Origin of the sequence: Rhodococcus wratislaviensis, assembly GCF_900455735.1 — a bacterium.
GTDB lineage: Bacteria > Actinomycetota > Actinomycetes > Mycobacteriales > Mycobacteriaceae > Rhodococcus_F > Rhodococcus_F wratislaviensis.
The window spans coordinates 658194-674947 of sequence record NZ_UAUI01000001.1 but is presented as its reverse complement, the minus strand read 5'-3'; the positions used below and the strand labels follow the sequence as shown (position 1 = coordinate 674947).

The following is a 16754-nucleotide window of genomic DNA, read 5'->3' as shown; positions in this document are numbered from 1 at the left end:
CCAAGCGCAGCCCCCGCCAACGATCGGCATCAGCTGGCAGGGGCGCTACACGGACAAACCGCACGTAGTGACGAGCGGCGCATTAGTGATCTTCGTGAGCCGGAGCATGGAAGTCCAGAGAGTGTGATCCATGCCATTGCACCAATTCCTGCACCTCTTCATTACCGACCGGTAAGTGCAATTTCGGAGCTGTTTACGGTGCATGTGAATCAGGTGGCACTGGCGAGTTTGCGATCGGCGGGAGTCGGCGGCGAGTTGCTCGCAGCCATGCTTGGGATCGAAAGAACAGGCGTCATGCTGTGACGTAGAACACAACAATTTCTGCGAAGAATCGTGGACCTCGGGAATGAGTTGTGGTCCGAACGGCTGGATGCGTTGCGTGCCAAAGTCTTTGGCACCGTTGAGCGCGCCGGACTGGGCATCGGCGTAATCGTCCCGGACATAGGGAAGTTCCCCGTACCGGGCATGTAGGCGCGCTCGGCTTGTGGTCCTTCGCCGGTTCCGGTAGTCGGAGTGCAACGCCAGGCAGTAGTTCCGCGATAAAGCTGACGGGGGTTGTGCCCGTGGGTCCGGGTGATCGATGAACGGCGCCTGTGACGGGCGTCGTGTGGTGTGGAAGGAACGGAAATGCTCGGGACGGGTATGGGTGCGATGGTTGGCCTACTGGTGGTTACGCTGTTGGTGGTCCCCGTCTCGTTCGGTGTGGCGGCACGGGCGGATGCGAAGGCCCGCCGCCTCTCGGAGTGGCGGGACTCCGATGCGGACCTGGGGCGGTCGGTCGCGGTCGCGGAGGTGGCTGGTCGGTGTGATCAGTGGCGGCGGCTCGCAACGCGGGCGTGGCTGATCTGCGGTGGTGCCTCGCTGGTCGCAGTAGTGGTCGTGGGTGTACTGATCTGTGTCGGGTGAGGACGGCGTGGACCGGGACCGCGCGATTCCTGGTTCGCAGCTGTTGGCCGAGCTGACGACGTCGAGCCCGGGCCTCCGCGTGTCGCCGGAATCTGAAACCTCTCGGCTGCAGTGACGTCCGCGTCCTGAGATCGTTTGGGAGTGCGGTGAAGCCCCCGGTGAGCCGAAGCGGCCCGGTCGGAGTGTTCTCCGCTCCGGCCGGGCCTCGCCGGGACGTGCAACAGGACACCGCCGCGCGATCCCTGATCGCGCTCGTTACGCGATGCGATATCCGGGAAACGGCGCTCTCGAGTGGGCGGTCCGGGTCCGCGCTGGTGTACCTAGGTGGTGTGCCTGGGCAGTCTCCTCGGGCGTTGACAGTATTCTGAAATTTCTCCACCGAATCGGCGGATCGCGGTGTAGCGACGTGTGCCAATCCTCGCTAGCCAGTGAGGATTCGGCAGGCGGAGACTGCATCGGCGACCTGTACTTGGTGTGTACTGGCGCGAGGAAATGGTAGATCCGCCAGCGGGTCGTATCGCGGTGATGTGATCCACGCCACATATGTTTTTCAGTGTTGGCTCGGGACAGCACCCGGAATTCGGCCTCCGGGTTGGCAAGGTCGTTTCGGTCGCGCCCTGACCCGAAGACTTCTCCGGTTCACACTGTCTGCCATGTGAAGCCGTCGGGGTCGGTGAAGGGTCCGGCGTCGCTGCTGATGGCGATCCGGTGGGCGCCCGTGCCGTCGGGGGAGACGCCGGCGTCCTTCGCGAGGGCGCGGCGACCGTACAGCGCGAGCTTGACGTTCGGGCCGGTGGCGAACTCGACGTATTTGCGTCCGAAGCTTCTTGTCACTTCCAGCCCGTGGTCGAGGTAGAACTGCTTGCTGATTTTGACGTCTTCGACGCCGAGCAGCAGGACGAGGTCCTCGATGTGCCGGGTGGCCGGCCCGGTGTTCTTCTTCGACGATGTCGCGACTTTCCAGAGTGCTCCGTCGGGGCCCTGCACGACGCCGCCGTACCCCCACAAGCTCTTCTTGGCTGGTTTTATTGTGGTGCCGCCATTGTCGAGGGCAGCCCCGACGTAGGCGTCGACGATGTTCGGCTGGGATACGACGAGGGAGAGGGTGTAACCGCGGAAGCCGGTGGTCGGTGCGTCCGTGTCGCGGGCGCTGATGTGTTCATCTACGCCGAGGGCGGCGTGGAATGCTTTCAGGGTGGTGGGGTCGGGGGTTTCGAGGGTGAGGGATTCGATGTTCATGCGAGTGACGTTAGTGCCGCCCGGGGGTAGGTGCTTCTCGATTCCTGATCAATGAATCTCTTGGCGCAAACCCGGTCCTCGAGGTCCGGGATAGCCGATCTGGTTTGTCGGACTGTGTGGGGGTCATGGCGGGGACGTGGTGAAGCGACGTTCGAGTTCCGTTTCTGTCCGACCGGTGTTCAGTGAGCCAGGTCTTGTTCCGTGCCTGTGCGGTGAACCGGCGGTCGACGAGTCTTGTCAGCTGTTCGTCATCCCGATCTCGTGCGACGCCGACTCCAAGGTGGTCACGAAAGTACGCGACGAGGACATCATCACCGCGCCACTCGCCGCGGAACTACTTGCCCCGCTCATCGAGAAGTACGGCGTGCCGGAATGATCGCTGAGCTTGTCCGATGGAGGCGCCGGAGCACACGGCAGGACCGTCACGAGAGCAGTGCGCTCTCGTGACGGTTGTGGGGGTTCCGGGCTACGGCGTGCACCGTGTTGTGACGAGTCGCGACACATCCGTGGCCCTCGGATGTGTCGCTGTTCTCAGGCGCAGTCTCGGCAGATCAGCTGCTGAGCGTCGGCGAGGCGGCTACGGTGATGGACCAGGAAGCAACTGGTGCAGGTGAATTCGTCCGCCTGCTTGGGGATGACGCGGACGGTGAATTCTTCGCCGGACAAGTCGGCGCCGGGTAGCTCGAAGGACTCTGCGGTGTCGATGTCTTCGACGTCCACGGCGGGTGACTGGGATTCTTTCCTGCCGGCCGTCAGCTGTTCGAGGGACGTGTCCGTCGACTCGTCGGATTCGGTGACTCTCGGTGCGTCGTAGTCGGTGGCCATGGCTGTTCTTTCCTCATGCTCTGCGTGTTCGGATCCGCCAGGGTAGAGGGTCCGGCGCAGTGACCTACGCCGGGGGGTCATGGGGTGCTGTGGCCGCACGACGACACCGGTGTCACTCACCCGCCACAAATGCGGTCGCCCCGTCCGGTGCCTGGGCGCCCATCTGCTGAAGTGACCTACCGACTACTGGTAAGCGATGGCGGCCTCGGTGGCGATTCGTTCCAGGCGCGGAGGAGGTCGTTGCACAGGGTTGTCTTGAGGGTCCGTAGACGCTCGAGGTCTGATGGCCTCGGAGCCATCGCGGCTTGGAGTAGGACTAGGAACCTGCTCCGTTGCACGCCGAATTTAACGAACAGTTCCTCGGAGTCGGCGCCGCCGTAGGGAGCCCACTCGATTCCGAAGGCGACGAGCGCCCGATCCGAGGGGCTGATGGATTGCACGCTGGCGAGTAGATCACAGGCTCGCAGGGACTGCCGTAACCAGTCGAGCTCGGGCGAGCCTGCGGGAACGCCAGTCGCGGCCCGCCGCCTGTGGGCTGCACGGATGGTGATTCGCTTGGGATGAGCTCGACAGGGGATGGTGGTTTTCGCAGTGGGTGGGGTGGGTGTTGCCGGAGACGTCTTCGGCGGTGGAGCGGGGTTTTCGAGCATGGAGGCCTCTAGCGTGGGAAGAACTGATCGGGTGTTTCCATAGTCGTGGTCTCGGGCATATCCGGAACCGGCCATCCGGCGGGGTGGGGTACCTGTTTTGTTACGGGCCGGATGCCCGCTCCGGCTCGGCAGGAGATTCTCGGGCCGGCGTCGACCCCGCCACCACGCTCGCGTGCGCGGACCTCGTCCGAAAGGACGCTCCGGACACCGCCACACGAAATACGTTGGACAAGAGACTATTTCGGTGACAGCGGGATCGCGCGGGCGCCGGCGTCGTCCGGTGGAACGGCTTGCCGCGAGTCGTGAAGACCTCCAGCGGCAGGAGGTGCTCGCCGCCTCCTCGCCAACGTATACCAAAACCACGACGGTGGATTGGGTGTGGGTGTGGGTGCTGTCGTCCTGTGATCGTGCCCGTATCGGGATGCCGGTATCGGGTGCACCAAGGGTCCCCCGAGCAGCGACGGCATGCCGGTCATGCACAGGAATCGGCGGGACACGATCGGGCGACGGTGACTTTCGTCGTGGCTGGCAACAGTGGCCAGGAGCCGCGGCGCCGAAGGAGTGTCCGGGAGCAATGGCGGTGCGGATCGTGTCGGGGGAGAACCAGGCGCAGCCCCCGCCAACGATGGGTATCAGCTGGCAGGGGCGCTACAGGGTCAACCTGCGCGTAGTGACGCGCGGCGCATCTATGATGTTCGTGAGCTGGAGCGTGGAAGTCCAGGGAGTGTGATCCATGCCATTGCACAATTTCCGACAACCCCGAATTACCGACCAGTAAGTGCGATTTCGCAGTGCCGCAATGTGGTCCGGAATGGGTTCGGAGCTGCTCGCCCATCATTGTTGCTCGTGGCCACCTGCCAGTCGGGCCCCGCAATAGCTGTGCCCGACAACCTCCCCGATCTGGACGGGGCAGCGAAATGCCGGGGGAGGCTCAAATCGGACACCGGCCGTGTGATGTAGAACACAGCGAATTCTGCGGGAGAAACCTGGCGCTTGGGGATGGTTGGTTGCAACCCTGAGTCGAGACCAAACCTCCCGACTCAAATAAGGGTATGGGTGTCGGTATTTCGGCCGATGTGCAGGTGCCGAAATCGGTCGAGTGTATGCGGTGCAACGTCATCGACGTGGCAATCCGGAACTCCTGCACCTGAAAGAAGAGTTGTGATGGCACGGATCACCGATAGCCTGGGCGCCAATCTGCTGAATGCGTTGCGCGTCAGTGTGGTTGGAACTGTTCTCTACGCCGGGTTGGTCATGGGCGTGGTTGTGGTGGCCGTGTGGAAGTTCCCGATGCCCGGCCTGTAGACGCAGTGACGTGTGGTCCTTCGCCGGTGCCGGTGGTTGATCGCGCGCGTCGTAGATTGTGCATCACTAATTCGGCTCTGGAGCGGACGGGGGATCGGCTGCGCCCGTGGGTCCGGGTGGCCGTGATCGACGCGCGGCACCTGCGCCGGGCGTCGTGTGGCGTGGAAGGAAAGCGAATGCTCGAGACGGGTATGGGCGCGTTGGTTGGCCTACTGGTGATTGTGCTGCTGGTGGTCCCCGTCTCGTTCGGTGTGGCGGCACGGGCGGATGCGAAGGCCCGCCGCCTCTCGGAGTGGCGGGACTCCGATGCGGACCTGGGGCGGTCGGTCGCGGTCGCGGAGGTGGCTGGTCGGTGTGATCAGTGGCGGCGGCTCGCAACGCGGGCGTGGCTGATCTGCGGTGGTGCCTCGCTGGTCGCAGTAGCGGTCGTGGGTGTACTGATCTGTGTCGGGTGAGGACGGCGTGAACGGGACCGCGTGATCGCTGCTCTTCGTAGTTGAGCGTGCGTGAGCCGGCTCCTGGGACTCGGCACTGTCCCAGCTAGGTCACTCCGGTTCGGTCAAAGGTCACCGTGGCCTGGCGCTGGTTCATCGAATTCTGGACTGTGCGCCGCGTACTTGTCGACTTCACCGAGGCGCAATTCTGTGCGAACGAATGGGCCTAGCCTGGGTGTAATCATCGGCGTATGCATGGCTTTCATTCTTTCCCTCTCTGTGGTGAGCCCCCGATTTCCGAGGATTTCTCAGTCCCGACTAAAAGTGTGAGTATCCATGAACTCTCGCGAGTATCGCCGGTGGCGTCAGAGACGTCGCGCCGCTTGGATCCAAGCGAACCGCACCCGCAACCATCCCGACCCCGAAGCGGAGCACCTGATCGAATTCGCCATGATGTGGGCACCATTCGGTGGTGCTACCGAGGAGGAAATCCTTGTGCGCTTCGGAATGACCGCGCGCCGTTTCATCGAGCGGTTGTGGCAGGTCATTCCCGAATCGGACTGTGCCCAAGACGATATTTGTATTTTAGCGACTGTGTACCCCCACCACCGCCGCACGGGCGGGCCAAGCAGCTAACGGTCCGACCGGTCCCACGCTTGCGATGTGATCCTTCCGGTTTGGCCTGAGGACGCCCGTAGAGGGACCGGTGGACGATCCGTGGCGCCGAGACCGAGACCGAGACCGAGTTCGCGGGAAGTTTGACGTGCACTGCGTCGCAATCCGGCGGCGGTGCGGGTAGGGATCATTCATCCGACGGTTGTACCCGGCGCTGTGCAGGGGGACTTGGACGTCTCCTGCCCAGTGGGATCCTGCGGAAGTGCCTCGACCGGTTCAACCGTTCATGTGCGGTACGGCGTGTGTCGTCTGTGGCTACGGGTATGGCGCCCGCGCGGCGAGTCCCTGTGCGGCTGCCGCGGCACGCACGGCGTCGATCACCAGTTGCAGTGGCGGTCGGTGCGCTGCTGTCCCGCGATGGGCGATGGAGATCGTCCGCATGAGCGGTTCGGTGAGCGCGACGACGTCCATCCCCGGCGGGCGCAGAGTCAGTCCGAGATCGGAGACAAGGGTGACGCCCAGGCCCGCGGAAACCATCGCGAGTGCCGTTGCCTGCTCGCCGACCTCATGATTGATCCTGGGTTCGAATCCGCAACGCTGACAGGCCAAGCGCACCGCGCGGCCGAAATGCGAATTGGGTCCCGCAAGGATCCAGGGATGCTCAGCGAGGTCCGCCAGCGCCATGGTTCTCGCGGATACCGTGCCCGGAGGCAGCGCTGCGTGCAGCCGCTCCACCGCGATCACCACTCTGGTCAGCTCCGGGTCCCATTGCATCGGGTAGTCGGAATAGTTGATCACGAACGAGAAGTCCAGTGAGCCGTCCCGTACCGCGACTGCGGTGTCCTCCGGCGCGAGTTCCTTCGTTCGCACCTCGATGCCGGGATGCTCGGCGGCCAGCAACGTCAGCGCACTCGGCAGCAGGCTCGACGCGACGGACGCCCACACACCACCGGTCAATCGGGCGGTGACCCCGTCCTGCGTTTGTTCCAGGGCAGTCGTCGCCCGGTCCACCGATCGCATGATCTCCTCCGCGTGCTCGGCGAGGAGCAGGCCGATCTCGGTGAGCTGTACCCGCCGACCGCGCCGCTCGAATAGTTTTGCGCCGACGTCGCGTTCGAGCTGGGTGAGCTGTTGGGATACCGCGGATGTGGTGTAGTGCAAGGCCTGCGCAGCGGCTGTCACGGTGCCACGGCGGTGCAACTCCCGAAGCATCCGCAACCGGCGCAAAGACAGCTCCATGCCTCCAGCCTATGCATCCATTCCGAACCGTCCAACCTGCCACGCGTTGCCCTGTGTAGAAAGCGTGAACGCAATCATTCACGATCCTTAACTGGACGCCTGGTCACCAGCGCGCGCACTCTGGCGTCATCGGCTGAGTGGTCGTGGAAGATGCTTTTTGACGACGATTGGGGTAACTCGAGGTGACCACGACGACGGAATGCGGGTTCGGGCGCAACCCCGAGCACCGAGCGTATGACTACCGCGAGAACACTGCGACGCAGCGTCGGGTCGATGTGGCGACCGTGCGCAGCGGTGAGCCCCTGTTACGTGTGACGTGGTCTGATCCGGTCACGGGAGCTCGTGGTTACCTCGTCGTGCACACATTGGTGTCCGACCTGGCAACCGGGGGCACTCGAATGCGGGCAGGCTGCACGATGTCGGAAGTGGAGGATCTGGCCAGAGGCATGGCGGCCAAGACCGCGGTTTTCGACCTGCCTGTCGGCGGCGCGAAGGGGGGCATCGACTTCGACCGGAAGGACCCCCGTGCCGTCGGTGTTCTGGAGCGGTTCTGTCAGGCGATGCGCCCCTGGCTGGCCGCGCACTGGGTGACCGCGGAGGATCTGGGAGTGCCGCAGCATCTGCTCGACGACGTCTTCGCGCGGCTCGGCCTTCAGCAGTCGTACCATGCGGCGATCAGCCGTGCGGAAGATCCGCAGAGGACTCTGCGCCGGGTACGGGCGGCGTTGAACGCCCCGGTGCCCAGCGGGTTTCTGCTGGGCGATGTGATCGGCGGTTACGGAGTCGCGCAGGCCTGCATCGGTACGGTGAAAGCATGTGGCTGGGTTCCGGCCGACACGACGGTGGCGATCCAGGGCATCGGCACCATGGGGGGCGGCGCCGCCTGGTATCTGTACGAGGCCGGTATGCGCGTGATTGCTGTCGCCGACGCCCTGGGCACGCTGTACTGTCCCGACGGCCTGGACGTTCCCACGCTGCTCGACCTGCGGGACGGCTTCGGCGAGATCGACCGTTCTCGCGTCCCCTCGCATGTTCAGCGGTTACCGAGCGCGGCTGTGATCGCCACTGCGGCAGACATCCTCGTCCCGGCCGCGATCTCATACGCGATCACGACGGATAACGTCGACCACGTCGCCGCGAAAGTCGTGATCGAGGCAGCGAATGCCGCGACAACCCCGCGGGCCGAGGCGGTGCTCACCGGGCGGGGCATTCCGGTGGTCCCAGACTTCGTTGCCAATGCCGGAGCAGTCGCCTGGGCCTGGTGGGTACTACTCGGTCAGGTCGGCACCGACCCCGAGGACTCGTTCCGGCGGTTGCGTACTGAGATGCTGGCCAAGGTGGCGTTGCTGCTCGGGCGATGGAATTTGGACGGCGTGGCGCCACGGCAGACCGCGTGGGACCTCGTCGCGGCCAACCGCAGCGCGCCGGCCCCGGCCGATCCTCTGGCAGTGCCGCTCATGATCCAGTGAACGGCGGGCGATCAGCGACAGAACACCGGGCCGCCGGGTAGGGGACTGTCACTTTCGATCGGCAGATCGCCAAGACACGACAGCGAGGCTCGGCCGGCGTTGTCGACAGAACTCGCCTCCCACTTCGACGACGTTGTCCCCCGCATGCGGGAGGCACCCCAGGCACAACGGTCTCGAAAGAGACGCTCAGAAAAATTGCCGACAAGGTACGACGCCGAGATCAGACTTGTCGTCTGTTCGGCGAAACGCGGCCGAGAATCTCAATGCTCGCTACCGTCGGGCGGTGCGGGCGCCTGGGCACCGCCCGAACGAACAAGCTGCACTCGAGCGCCTGTGTCCGGCCACAGGCCCGGGGCTCGGTGGAAAGGAGCGTTGCACGCTTTCGCGACCGCATTCCAGGGACGCATCACCGCGGATGGAAGTTAAACCCATGCGCCAGAACCAGATCCGCCGAAGCGCGGATTGTCCTGTACGAGGCGGCGTGAACCAGGTTTCCGGCGACAATTGCGTGGACGATTGGCTTTGTTGTGTGGACGATTGGTCCCGTATTGGGTAGCGCATTCTCGGAACAATCAACGGATGACAACAAACACCGCGCCGAGAATCCTCCCCTCACGCCGCTCTGAGCGCGCTGGGTGGGCGGGGGTGCTCATCCTCATGGCCACCAGCTTTACGCTGGTGCTCGCTGAATTTCTTCCGCCCAGCCTGCTGACGCAGATGGCAGCCTCACTCGACATCACTGAGGGTCAGGCGGGGCAGACGGTCACCGCGACCGCGTTCATGGGGTTCTTGGTGGCCCCCGTCGTTGGCATGATGTTTCCCCGGCTGGACCGGCGAACGCTTCTGACTGGGGTTGCTCTGACCGCTGCGGTTTCCAACATTCTGGTCGCCGTCGCACCCAATCTCGTGCTGTTGCTCGTCGCCCGGTTGATCCTTGGGGCCGCAATTAGCGGATTCTGGGCAATGTCGCTGGCGATCGTCTCCCAGCTGGTGGCACCGGAACGCCTAGGGCGTGGCCTTATGCTCGTGAACGGTGGCACCACCGTCGCCACAGTGGGCGGCGTGCCCTTGGGTGTCTACCTTGGCTCTGTGTTTGATTGGCGCGTGGTGTTTGTCGGTGTGGCCGTCGTGTCGGTGCTGGTCGCTATCTCGTTGCGCGCCGTGTTGCCGGCAATTGCCCCTGCCACCACCTCGGGGTTTCGCGAATTGGCAGACACCCTCAAAGTGCCCGGCCTGTCGTTGGGTCTGGTGGGGCACGTACTCACCGTCCTTGGCCACTTTGCCGCGTTCACCTATATTCGGTTGGCATTCGAGCAAGTTCCCGGCATCGGCGCGGGCGGAATCGCGGGATTGTTGGCCGCGTTTGGTATCGGAGGCCTTGCCGGAAACGTCGTCGTCGGGCTGCTCGTGGATAAGAACCTGAACCTGATGCGTTTGGTTGTGCCCGCACTCATCGGCTTTGGCATCGCTACGGTTGCGCTCTTCCCTGGACATTTCTGGGCAGTGGGGGTGGGTGCGACAGCATGGGGTATTGGATTTGGGGCTTGGTTGCTGGTGGTCAGTACGTGGATCGGGCGGCTCGCTCAGGATCGGATGGAATCCGTGGGCGGGCTAATCGTGACCGGATTTCAGATTGCGATCACTCTTGGAGCTGGACTCGGTGGCGTGGTTGCAGATAACGCTGGAGTCCAGGCGACGTTGATTGCCGCCGCACTTGCTTCTCTCGTGGGTGGAACCTTGTTCCGAATGGCCAGGACGACGGCAGCAGCAAGCGCGGAGGCATAATCGGCCTATAGGGCAGGAAGTAAGAGGGACCGTTGTTGTCCGCGCCAGACAGCTGGCGCGGACCCGGTGTGCCGTCGAAAGGCGCGCCTGAAACCGGCCTCAGATTCGTACCCGAGGCGGTGGGCGGTTTCTATGATGCTCAGCCCGTCACGGATCAGAAGCGTTTTACCGGTCTCCATTCGAACTTCGGTCAGATATGACGCCGGGGTTTGACCTACCAGAGTGGTGAAGCGCTCCGCGAAGGCGGATCGAGACATGGTTGCCACCCGAGCCAGGGTCTGCAGGGTCCAGGCATCCCCGGGACTCTCATGGATCGCATCGAGTGCGCGTGCGATGAACGGGTCCGACACCTGATGCAGCCACCGCTCGGGAGCGCAGCCAAGCTCCGCCCAAAGCCGGATTGCGGCCGAGACGATGGTGGTGGAAATGAGGCTGCACACCACTGCATCTCCTGCCCGACTGAAATCGGAAGCGTTAGCTTGTCCGCTGAGCATGCCCTCGATGAGCATCGCCATATTCGGTTCACGTACAGAGAACTCCCTCACCACCAGAGTGTTGGGGAAAGTGCCGAGAGTCTGAGCTGAGCCGCCGGACGGCAGAAACCATGCGTTGATAACGTTGGATTCGCGCCTGGCGCGGATCTCAGCTCGGTGTGCCCGGGGGTAGATGAGCAGGTCACCGGCGGAAAGCTCAGTTCGTTCTTTGCCAACATGGAGAGCTGCAGTTCCCGCAGAAATGTAGGAGAACCCGGCGGAGTCATGCACCCGCGCGACTCGTTCACCCGGCGCCAGCAACTCACGCTGTGCGGCCTGAACGGGCCAGTCCAGCGAGGCCAACGCACGATCCAAGGCCCCCATCTGCCGAGGCTCGTTATCTAATGCTTTGAACACCGTAGTGCAAACTCCGTAACCGTCTGAGAATATTCCTCGACCGCCCCCAGAGCGGCCGTGTCGGCCCTCCGTTGGAGTAGGCACGTCTACCCGGCGGCCGAAAGAAGTGAATTGATTATCGAATCTGCCTCGCGCCCACAGTATGTGCTCAACTCGGAACGATGTTCGGCGTCGAGGACTGTCGAGGACATCGAGGCAATCGCCTTCGTCATGGGGGTGTCCAGAGCTCAGGAAACAGGTACGCCCAGGCGGTTCGTGCGACTCCTCATCAAGGCGTGTCGAATGTGCTTGCGCCCCGTATCTCGTAGAAGGTGCTGTCGGACTGTCTCATTGGCCTTGTCCTCGCGTGTGGTAGGGGTCTTGTCCGGGTCTGTGCACGTTTGACCTGTTTCGATGGCCGGCCGTGCGGCTGGCGCTTTAGGTGCGCGCATATTAATAGTGCACTAATAGATAGGGTACACTACATGTTGAGCTGGGCCTGATCGAACGAGGTATCGCTGCGAGTAGTGCGATGGTGAGAGTGCTGCACGCAGACACGAAACTGCCGCCGGTATGGATGTCATCACGGCGGCGCCGTCGGTGAGTTCGGCAAGTCCGAGTGCGGAGTGGCCGCGGCCTGGGGGCGGGTTGCCGGGTCATTTCTCACGTCGGGCGCGTCCGAGATCGACGCGCAGGCGGAGGCTGCACCATCCCCGACAACGTTTTCGAGTAGTCGACTGCTCGCACGCGCGACGTTAGCCTTGACGGAAGAAGTCCCGTGCAGTGCCCGTCCATGTGCCGCGCTTCAACGTGCAGGGAGTAGAGATGCCTGATCGCAGCCCTACCTCGACCCCTATCGCTCCACCGAACGACGTCTCCAACGCACAACTCGTCGAGTGGGCTTTCGACCGGATCAATGCCCAGGACGTCGACAGCCTGCGCAATTTCTGGACCACCGATACCACCGTGAACTTCCCGACCGGGACCTGTCGCGGGGCCGCCGAGATCGCCGCCTACTTCGACCAGGTCTTCGCCGCTGTCACCGACTTCGCCTTCGAGCTCGTCTCGATTGCCGAGTCCGGCAAAGACGTCTTGGTTCACTGGCACCTGACCGGACGGCACGTCGGCACCTTCGTCGGCATCGCGGCGACCGGGCGGCGAATCGACTTCGAGGGATTCGATCATTTCGTCATCGAGGACGGGAAGGTCGTCACCAACACGGTGCGCTACGACCAAATGGAGTTCGCCCGTCAGATCAAGCTGCTACCGCCTGACGGATCTGTTGCGGATCGTGCGATGAAGGCCGTCTTCAACGCCGGAACGCGTGTTGTCGGCATGGTTAGACGCCACTAGCCCCACGATCACATCCGATGCTTTTACGTTGCAGCAAAACCGCTTTCAGCGAGCCGGCGAGCTCCGGCAGGATCTCGGAGGCCTTGCTGCCGGGCACCGTCTGCGTCCAGCGCGGCTTGCGTCTCCCGGCCTGGTGCTTTCCGGCGGGTCCGTCACATCTGGAGAGGATCTCGAGAACGGCGGATGGGTGACGCGGGGTTCGAGGACCCGTTCGAGGGGCAGGGTGGATGGAGGTCAGGAGTCCGCGGATGCGATTGCTGACGCGGTGGCCTCACCGGCGCGGCCGTCATCGACGCCGACGATGACCTCCAGTTCCGTCAGCGCCTCGTCCCCAGTGTCGACCCGGCGCAGGGTGTGGCGGCCAGGTGCGGGCGTGTCGGTGATGCGGCGCACCGACACGCCGGGCAGGTAGCGACGCCATGTCCGCAGGAGCGGGCGATGGTGACGGGCAGGGCGCCCGATGGTGTTGGGTGGTCGAATAGCCAGGACCGTGCGGTCACGAACCCCCAATCGCGCGCCGCGGCGGCGGTACCGTGGTCGCAGGTACGGGAGAAGGTGGCGGATTCATGCCTCTCGGTGGCAGGGCGAGCGCGGGAAACCTTCCCTATGAGTTGACGAGTTTCGTCGGTCGTCGCCGGGAGATCGCCGAGGTGCGTCGACTGCTCTCTGTATCGCGGCTGGTGACGTTGACCGGAGTCGGGGGTGTGGGTAAGACGAGGCTCGCACTCCGGGTGGCCGCCGATTCTTCTCGCGTGTTCGACGACGGTGTGTGGTTGGTCGGGTTGGGCGAACTGCCCGACCCGCACGCGGTCGTCGACGCGGTGCTCTCGGCCTTGAACGTGCGCGAGGGTCGGGGCGGCCCGCCCCAGGCACTGCTCGTCGAGTACCTGACGGCACGGAAGGTGCTGTTGGTCCTCGACAACTGCGAGCACCTCGTCGACCAGGTCGCCAACCTCGCCATCGCCCTTCTCCGTGCCTGCCCGGAACTTCGGATTCTCGCGACCAGCCGGGAACCTCTCGGCATCGGGGGAGAAGCCGTCCTCCGGGTGCCGCCGTTGACGATGCCGGAACCGGACCAGCGGTCGACGGCCGGTGGGGGGCTCGGGCACTACGAGGCGGTGAACCTGTTCGCCGAACGTGCGGCGTCGTTGGTCCCGGGCTTCGCTGTCACCGAGGACAATCAGGATGTGGTCGCGGCGATCTGCCGTCGCCTGGACGGTCTGCCGCTGGCGATCGAACTGGCGGCGGTGCGGCTGCGGGCGATGTCCGTGGAGCAGCTCCTGCAGCGGCTTACGAACCGATTCGGGCTGCTGACTTCGGGCAGTCGAGGGGCGCCGGCACGGCAACAGACTCTGCAGTGGTGCATCGACTGGAGCCACGAGTTGTGCACTCCGGCCGAGCGGGAGTTGTGGGGACGGCTGGCGGTATTTTCGGGCAGCTTCGAACTCGACGCCGTCGAGGGCATCTGCACCGACCCCGTGGCGGCAGAACAGGTTGTGGATCTGGTGGGCTCGCTGATCGACAAGTCGATCCTGATTCGTGACGTGGATGCCACGGGGGCGGTGCGGTACCGGATGCTCGAGACGCTGCGCGACTACGGTACGGAACGGCTGCAGGAGACCGGTGAGTTCGGTTCGCTGTTACGGCGGCACCGGGACTGGTACGAACAGGTGGTGCTGCGGGCGGAGTCCGATTGGGTCAGTTCACGGCAGGTGGCCTGGATCGTGCGCCTGGACGCGGAGCAACCCAACATCCTTGCAGCACTGCAGTTCTGTCTCATCGGGCCGAGCGAGGCGGATGCGGGAGTTCGGATGGCAGCGGCGTTGTACCCGTACTGGCGGGTGCGGGGCCGGCTGCGTGAGGGGATGCGATGGCTTGCGCAACTTCTCGCGGTCCAGGACGGCACACCCAGTGTGGAGCGGATCAGGGCGTTGTACGTGCTCAGTGTGCTGTCCGGACTGCATGGCGACCCGGAGGCTTCGGCGCTCTATGCCGAACGCGGAGGCGCCGTGGCGGAGCGGCTCGGTGATCGCACCGCCGCGGCGCTGATGGACGATGCCGCCGGTCATCACGCCCTGATCACCGGGGACTACGCAACGGCGTGCGAGTGCTTCGAGTCCTCGATCGCGGTCTTCCGTCAGGACGGGAATCTGCTGTATCTGATCTGGTCGCTGCTCGGGCTCGCGACGGCCAGTGACGCGGCCGGAAACCGGACGCGCAGCGAGGAGTGCCGGCGGGAGGTTGTTGCGCTCACGGAGTCGCGAGGGGAGTCAGTCTATCGGGGATGGGCGTTGTGGGGTCTAGGGGTGGCGTCCTGGGAGCGCGGTGAGCACTCCCAGGCGAAAAAGTTGATTGCGCAGGTGCTGCAGCTCGCTCGGTCTGGGGACGACCGCATCAGCTTCGGCGGGTGCCTCGAGGTCCTCTCGTGGATCGCTGTGGAAGAGGAAGCGCCCAGGCGTGCCGCCACGTTGATGGGTGCCGCCGAGGCCCTCGCCGAGACAGTAGGGGTTCCGAGCACCATGTACCCGAATCTCACCGCCGTCCATGAACGGGTCGAGCAAACGGCTCGCCGGGCGATCGGTGACCGCGCGTTCGAGGTGGAGTTCCGTCGCGGGGTTGGCATGCGGTTCGAAGACGCGGCAGCATACGCACTCGATGAGAACGACAGGGTAGGCGTCTCCGCAGGATCGGACCCTTCGAGTCTGACGCGGCGGGAGTTGCAGGTCGCCGAACTTGTCGCCGAGGGCTTGACCAACAAGGCGATCGCCGACAGGCTCGTCATTTCGCAACGCACCGCGCAGGGGCATGTGGAGCACATCCTCGCCAAACTGGGATTCACCTCCCGTACGCAGATCGCGGCCTGGATCATCGAGCAGAGACAGGGCCGGCAGTCCTGATCGCACACCGCCACGCATCACAAAAAGGATTCCGTCCAGGCTGATCGGTCCGCCCGCGTCGCCGAACTTCGACGCCGCACGCCCTGCATTCCGTGCAGGGCCTGGCTTACGGAGTCGAAGACGCCGACGAGGGCGGAAATCCAGCTCGTTGGACCGAATGAGGTTGGCCGCCAACGCCCGCGACGATCAGCTGCGTCGTACCGCTTACCCCGATCGTGGACGGGTTTGGCGAGCGTCGGATGCTGTCAGTGTGTGGCCGCCACGACCACATCGATGAGTGCTTCGACCGCACGAGCGCAGTCGTTGCGGGCGTAACCCAGACGGAGCACCTGCTCCGGGTCCGGTTCGTATGCCAGGGTGTTGCCGCGGCCTTGGACGATGGCGGGGTCCGGTAGCAGGGGGTGTTCCTCGTCGCGTTCTGCGATGACACGCTTGCCGCCCGCGGCGTCGACGACCATCTGGAAGAACTGCCGGAAGGTAAGGTTCTGGTCTCCGACGAGATACGCCGTGCCGGGTGCCGCGTTCTGCAGAGCGCCCCAGATCGCCTGCGCCAGCGAAGCGGCGGACATGTAGTTGGTGCCGCCGGGTGGGGCGAAGTCGGGGATGGCCGGCTCGTGTCCGGCCGCCCACGAGATCATCCGCCGATAGCGGCGGGCCGATGCGCCCGGCACGGCACCGATGATCGACGGCGGATTGAGTGTGCATACGGTGAACGACTCGTCCGCGAGCGCACGGGCGCCTTCGTCGGCCGCCTTCCGGGCCGAGACATAGGGGTTGACGGACGCGAGGGCTGGCCGCAGCTGGTGGTAATAGCTCCCTACCTGCACGAAGTGGCCCACACCGGCCTGCTTGGCGCGCTTGGCCAGGCGCGGTACCCCGACGCTCTGGGTGTTCTCCCAGAAAGGCTGTTCGGCGTCCCCGGGCGACTTGTGCCGCACGTCCTGCCCGGCGGCGAAGACGATGCCGTCGAACCGCGATAATTGCTCACGGGTGAAGGAGGGGATGGTGTAGTCACCCGCCAGTCGTGGAAAGTCGGCGACCGGCGAATCGTCTGGTACCGGGCCTCGTGCCGCTACGGTGACGTCATTGCCGTGGTCACGCAGGTGGAGGGCGGCGTGGGCGCCGATCATGCCGGTGCCGCCGATGATCAGAATCTTCATACTGAGGT

Annotated in this window: 14 protein-coding genes and 2 pseudogenes; 10 read left to right on the top strand and 6 right to left on the bottom strand. The window is 64.4% G+C overall.

Annotation, left to right across the window (positions count from 1 at the left end; genetic code table 11):
• Nucleotides 1–627: 627 nt before the first annotated feature.
• A complete protein-coding gene (locus DTA22_RS03090) occupies nucleotides 628–906 on the top strand; it encodes a hypothetical protein (protein WP_037227149.1) in 279 nt (92 codons plus the stop codon).
• Between the two features lie 639 nt (nucleotides 907–1545).
• Here the strand turns inward: DTA22_RS03090 and DTA22_RS03085 are convergent.
• Nucleotides 1546–2145: a VOC family protein gene (locus DTA22_RS03085; protein ID WP_037227148.1), complete on the bottom strand. Its 600-nt coding sequence runs from the start codon at nucleotides 2143–2145 to the stop codon at nucleotides 1546–1548.
• A gap of 175 nt (nucleotides 2146–2320) precedes the next feature.
• Between DTA22_RS03085 and DTA22_RS03080 the strand changes: the two genes are divergently transcribed.
• Nucleotides 2321–2521: a hypothetical protein gene (locus DTA22_RS03080; protein ID WP_037227146.1), complete on the top strand. Its 201-nt coding sequence runs from the start codon at nucleotides 2321–2323 to the stop codon at nucleotides 2519–2521.
• 155 nt (nucleotides 2522–2676) lie between these two features.
• On the opposite strand, the gene DTA22_RS03075 is transcribed toward DTA22_RS03080, so the two are convergent.
• Entirely contained in the window at nucleotides 2677–2970 is a 294-nt protein-coding gene (locus DTA22_RS03075; RefSeq protein WP_037227144.1) for a DUF4193 domain-containing protein, read from the bottom strand.
• Nucleotides 2971–4784: 1814 nt separating this feature from the next.
• Between DTA22_RS03075 and DTA22_RS36180 the strand changes: the two genes are divergently transcribed.
• The 3 genes from DTA22_RS36180 to DTA22_RS03065 all read left to right on the top strand — a co-directional run bounded on the left by DTA22_RS36180 (nucleotide 4785) and on the right by DTA22_RS03065 (nucleotide 5995).
• Nucleotides 4785–4925, top strand: coding sequence for a hypothetical protein (locus DTA22_RS36180; protein WP_037227142.1), 141 nt, complete (start codon nucleotides 4785–4787; stop codon nucleotides 4923–4925).
• Between the two features lie 176 nt (nucleotides 4926–5101).
• On the top strand, nucleotides 5102–5380 hold the full coding sequence (locus DTA22_RS03070) for a hypothetical protein (protein WP_112298864.1): 279 nt from the start codon (nucleotides 5102–5104) through the stop codon (nucleotides 5378–5380).
• Nucleotides 5381–5695: 315 nt separating this feature from the next.
• Nucleotides 5696–5995 (top strand): hypothetical protein, encoded by a 300-nt coding sequence (locus DTA22_RS03065; protein ID WP_037227138.1) that lies wholly within the window; start codon nucleotides 5696–5698, stop codon nucleotides 5993–5995.
• 294 nt (nucleotides 5996–6289) lie between these two features.
• Here the strand turns inward: DTA22_RS03065 and DTA22_RS03060 are convergent, their stop codons facing one another.
• Nucleotides 6290–7213, bottom strand: a complete 924-nt coding sequence (locus DTA22_RS03060; protein WP_037227136.1) for a LysR family transcriptional regulator — start codon at nucleotides 7211–7213, stop codon at nucleotides 6290–6292.
• A gap of 182 nt (nucleotides 7214–7395) precedes the next feature.
• Here DTA22_RS03060 and DTA22_RS03055 point away from each other — a divergent pair, with 182 nt between their 5' ends.
• From DTA22_RS03055 to DTA22_RS03045, 3 genes and pseudogenes are all read left to right on the top strand, one after another.
• Nucleotides 7396–8682: a glutamate dehydrogenase gene (locus DTA22_RS03055; protein WP_112298444.1), complete on the top strand. Its 1287-nt coding sequence runs from the start codon at nucleotides 7396–7398 to the stop codon at nucleotides 8680–8682.
• A 207-nt stretch (nucleotides 8683–8889) separates the two neighbouring features.
• A pseudogene (locus tag DTA22_RS37095) lies at nucleotides 8890–9108 on the top strand (transposase); the annotation flags it as partial.
• Nucleotides 9109–9261: 153 nt separating this feature from the next.
• Entirely contained in the window at nucleotides 9262–10467 is a 1206-nt protein-coding gene (locus DTA22_RS03045) for an MFS transporter (RefSeq protein WP_112298442.1), read from the top strand.
• A 5-nt stretch (nucleotides 10468–10472) separates the two neighbouring features.
• Here the strand turns inward: DTA22_RS03045 and DTA22_RS03040 are convergent, their stop codons facing one another.
• Nucleotides 10473–11357 (bottom strand): AraC family transcriptional regulator, encoded by an 885-nt coding sequence (locus DTA22_RS03040; RefSeq protein ID WP_112298441.1) that lies wholly within the window; start codon nucleotides 11355–11357, stop codon nucleotides 10473–10475.
• Between the two features lie 804 nt (nucleotides 11358–12161).
• Between DTA22_RS03040 and DTA22_RS03035 the strand changes: the two genes are divergently transcribed.
• Nucleotides 12162–12689: an ester cyclase gene (locus tag DTA22_RS03035; RefSeq protein WP_112298863.1), complete on the top strand. Its 528-nt coding sequence runs from the start codon at nucleotides 12162–12164 to the stop codon at nucleotides 12687–12689.
• A 7-nt stretch (nucleotides 12690–12696) separates the two neighbouring features.
• On the opposite strand, the pseudogene DTA22_RS36610 reads toward DTA22_RS03035, so the two are convergent.
• A pseudogene (locus DTA22_RS36610) lies at nucleotides 12697–13297 on the bottom strand (IS110 family transposase); the annotation flags it as partial.
• Between DTA22_RS36610 and DTA22_RS03030 the strand changes: the two are divergent.
• Entirely contained in the window at nucleotides 13256–15586 is a 2331-nt protein-coding gene (locus DTA22_RS03030; protein ID WP_112298862.1) for an ATP-binding protein, read from the top strand. The pseudogene DTA22_RS36610 and the gene DTA22_RS03030 sit on opposite strands and share 42 nt — an antisense overlap.
• Nucleotides 15587–15831: 245 nt before the next feature.
• Here the strand turns inward: DTA22_RS03030 and DTA22_RS03025 are convergent, their stop codons facing one another.
• Nucleotides 15832–16746 carry an NAD-dependent epimerase/dehydratase family protein gene (locus DTA22_RS03025; RefSeq protein WP_037227128.1) on the bottom strand — a complete coding sequence of 305 codons (915 nt, stop codon included), beginning with the start codon at nucleotides 16744–16746 and terminating at the stop codon, nucleotides 15832–15834.
• Nucleotides 16747–16754: the final 8 nt, after the last annotated feature.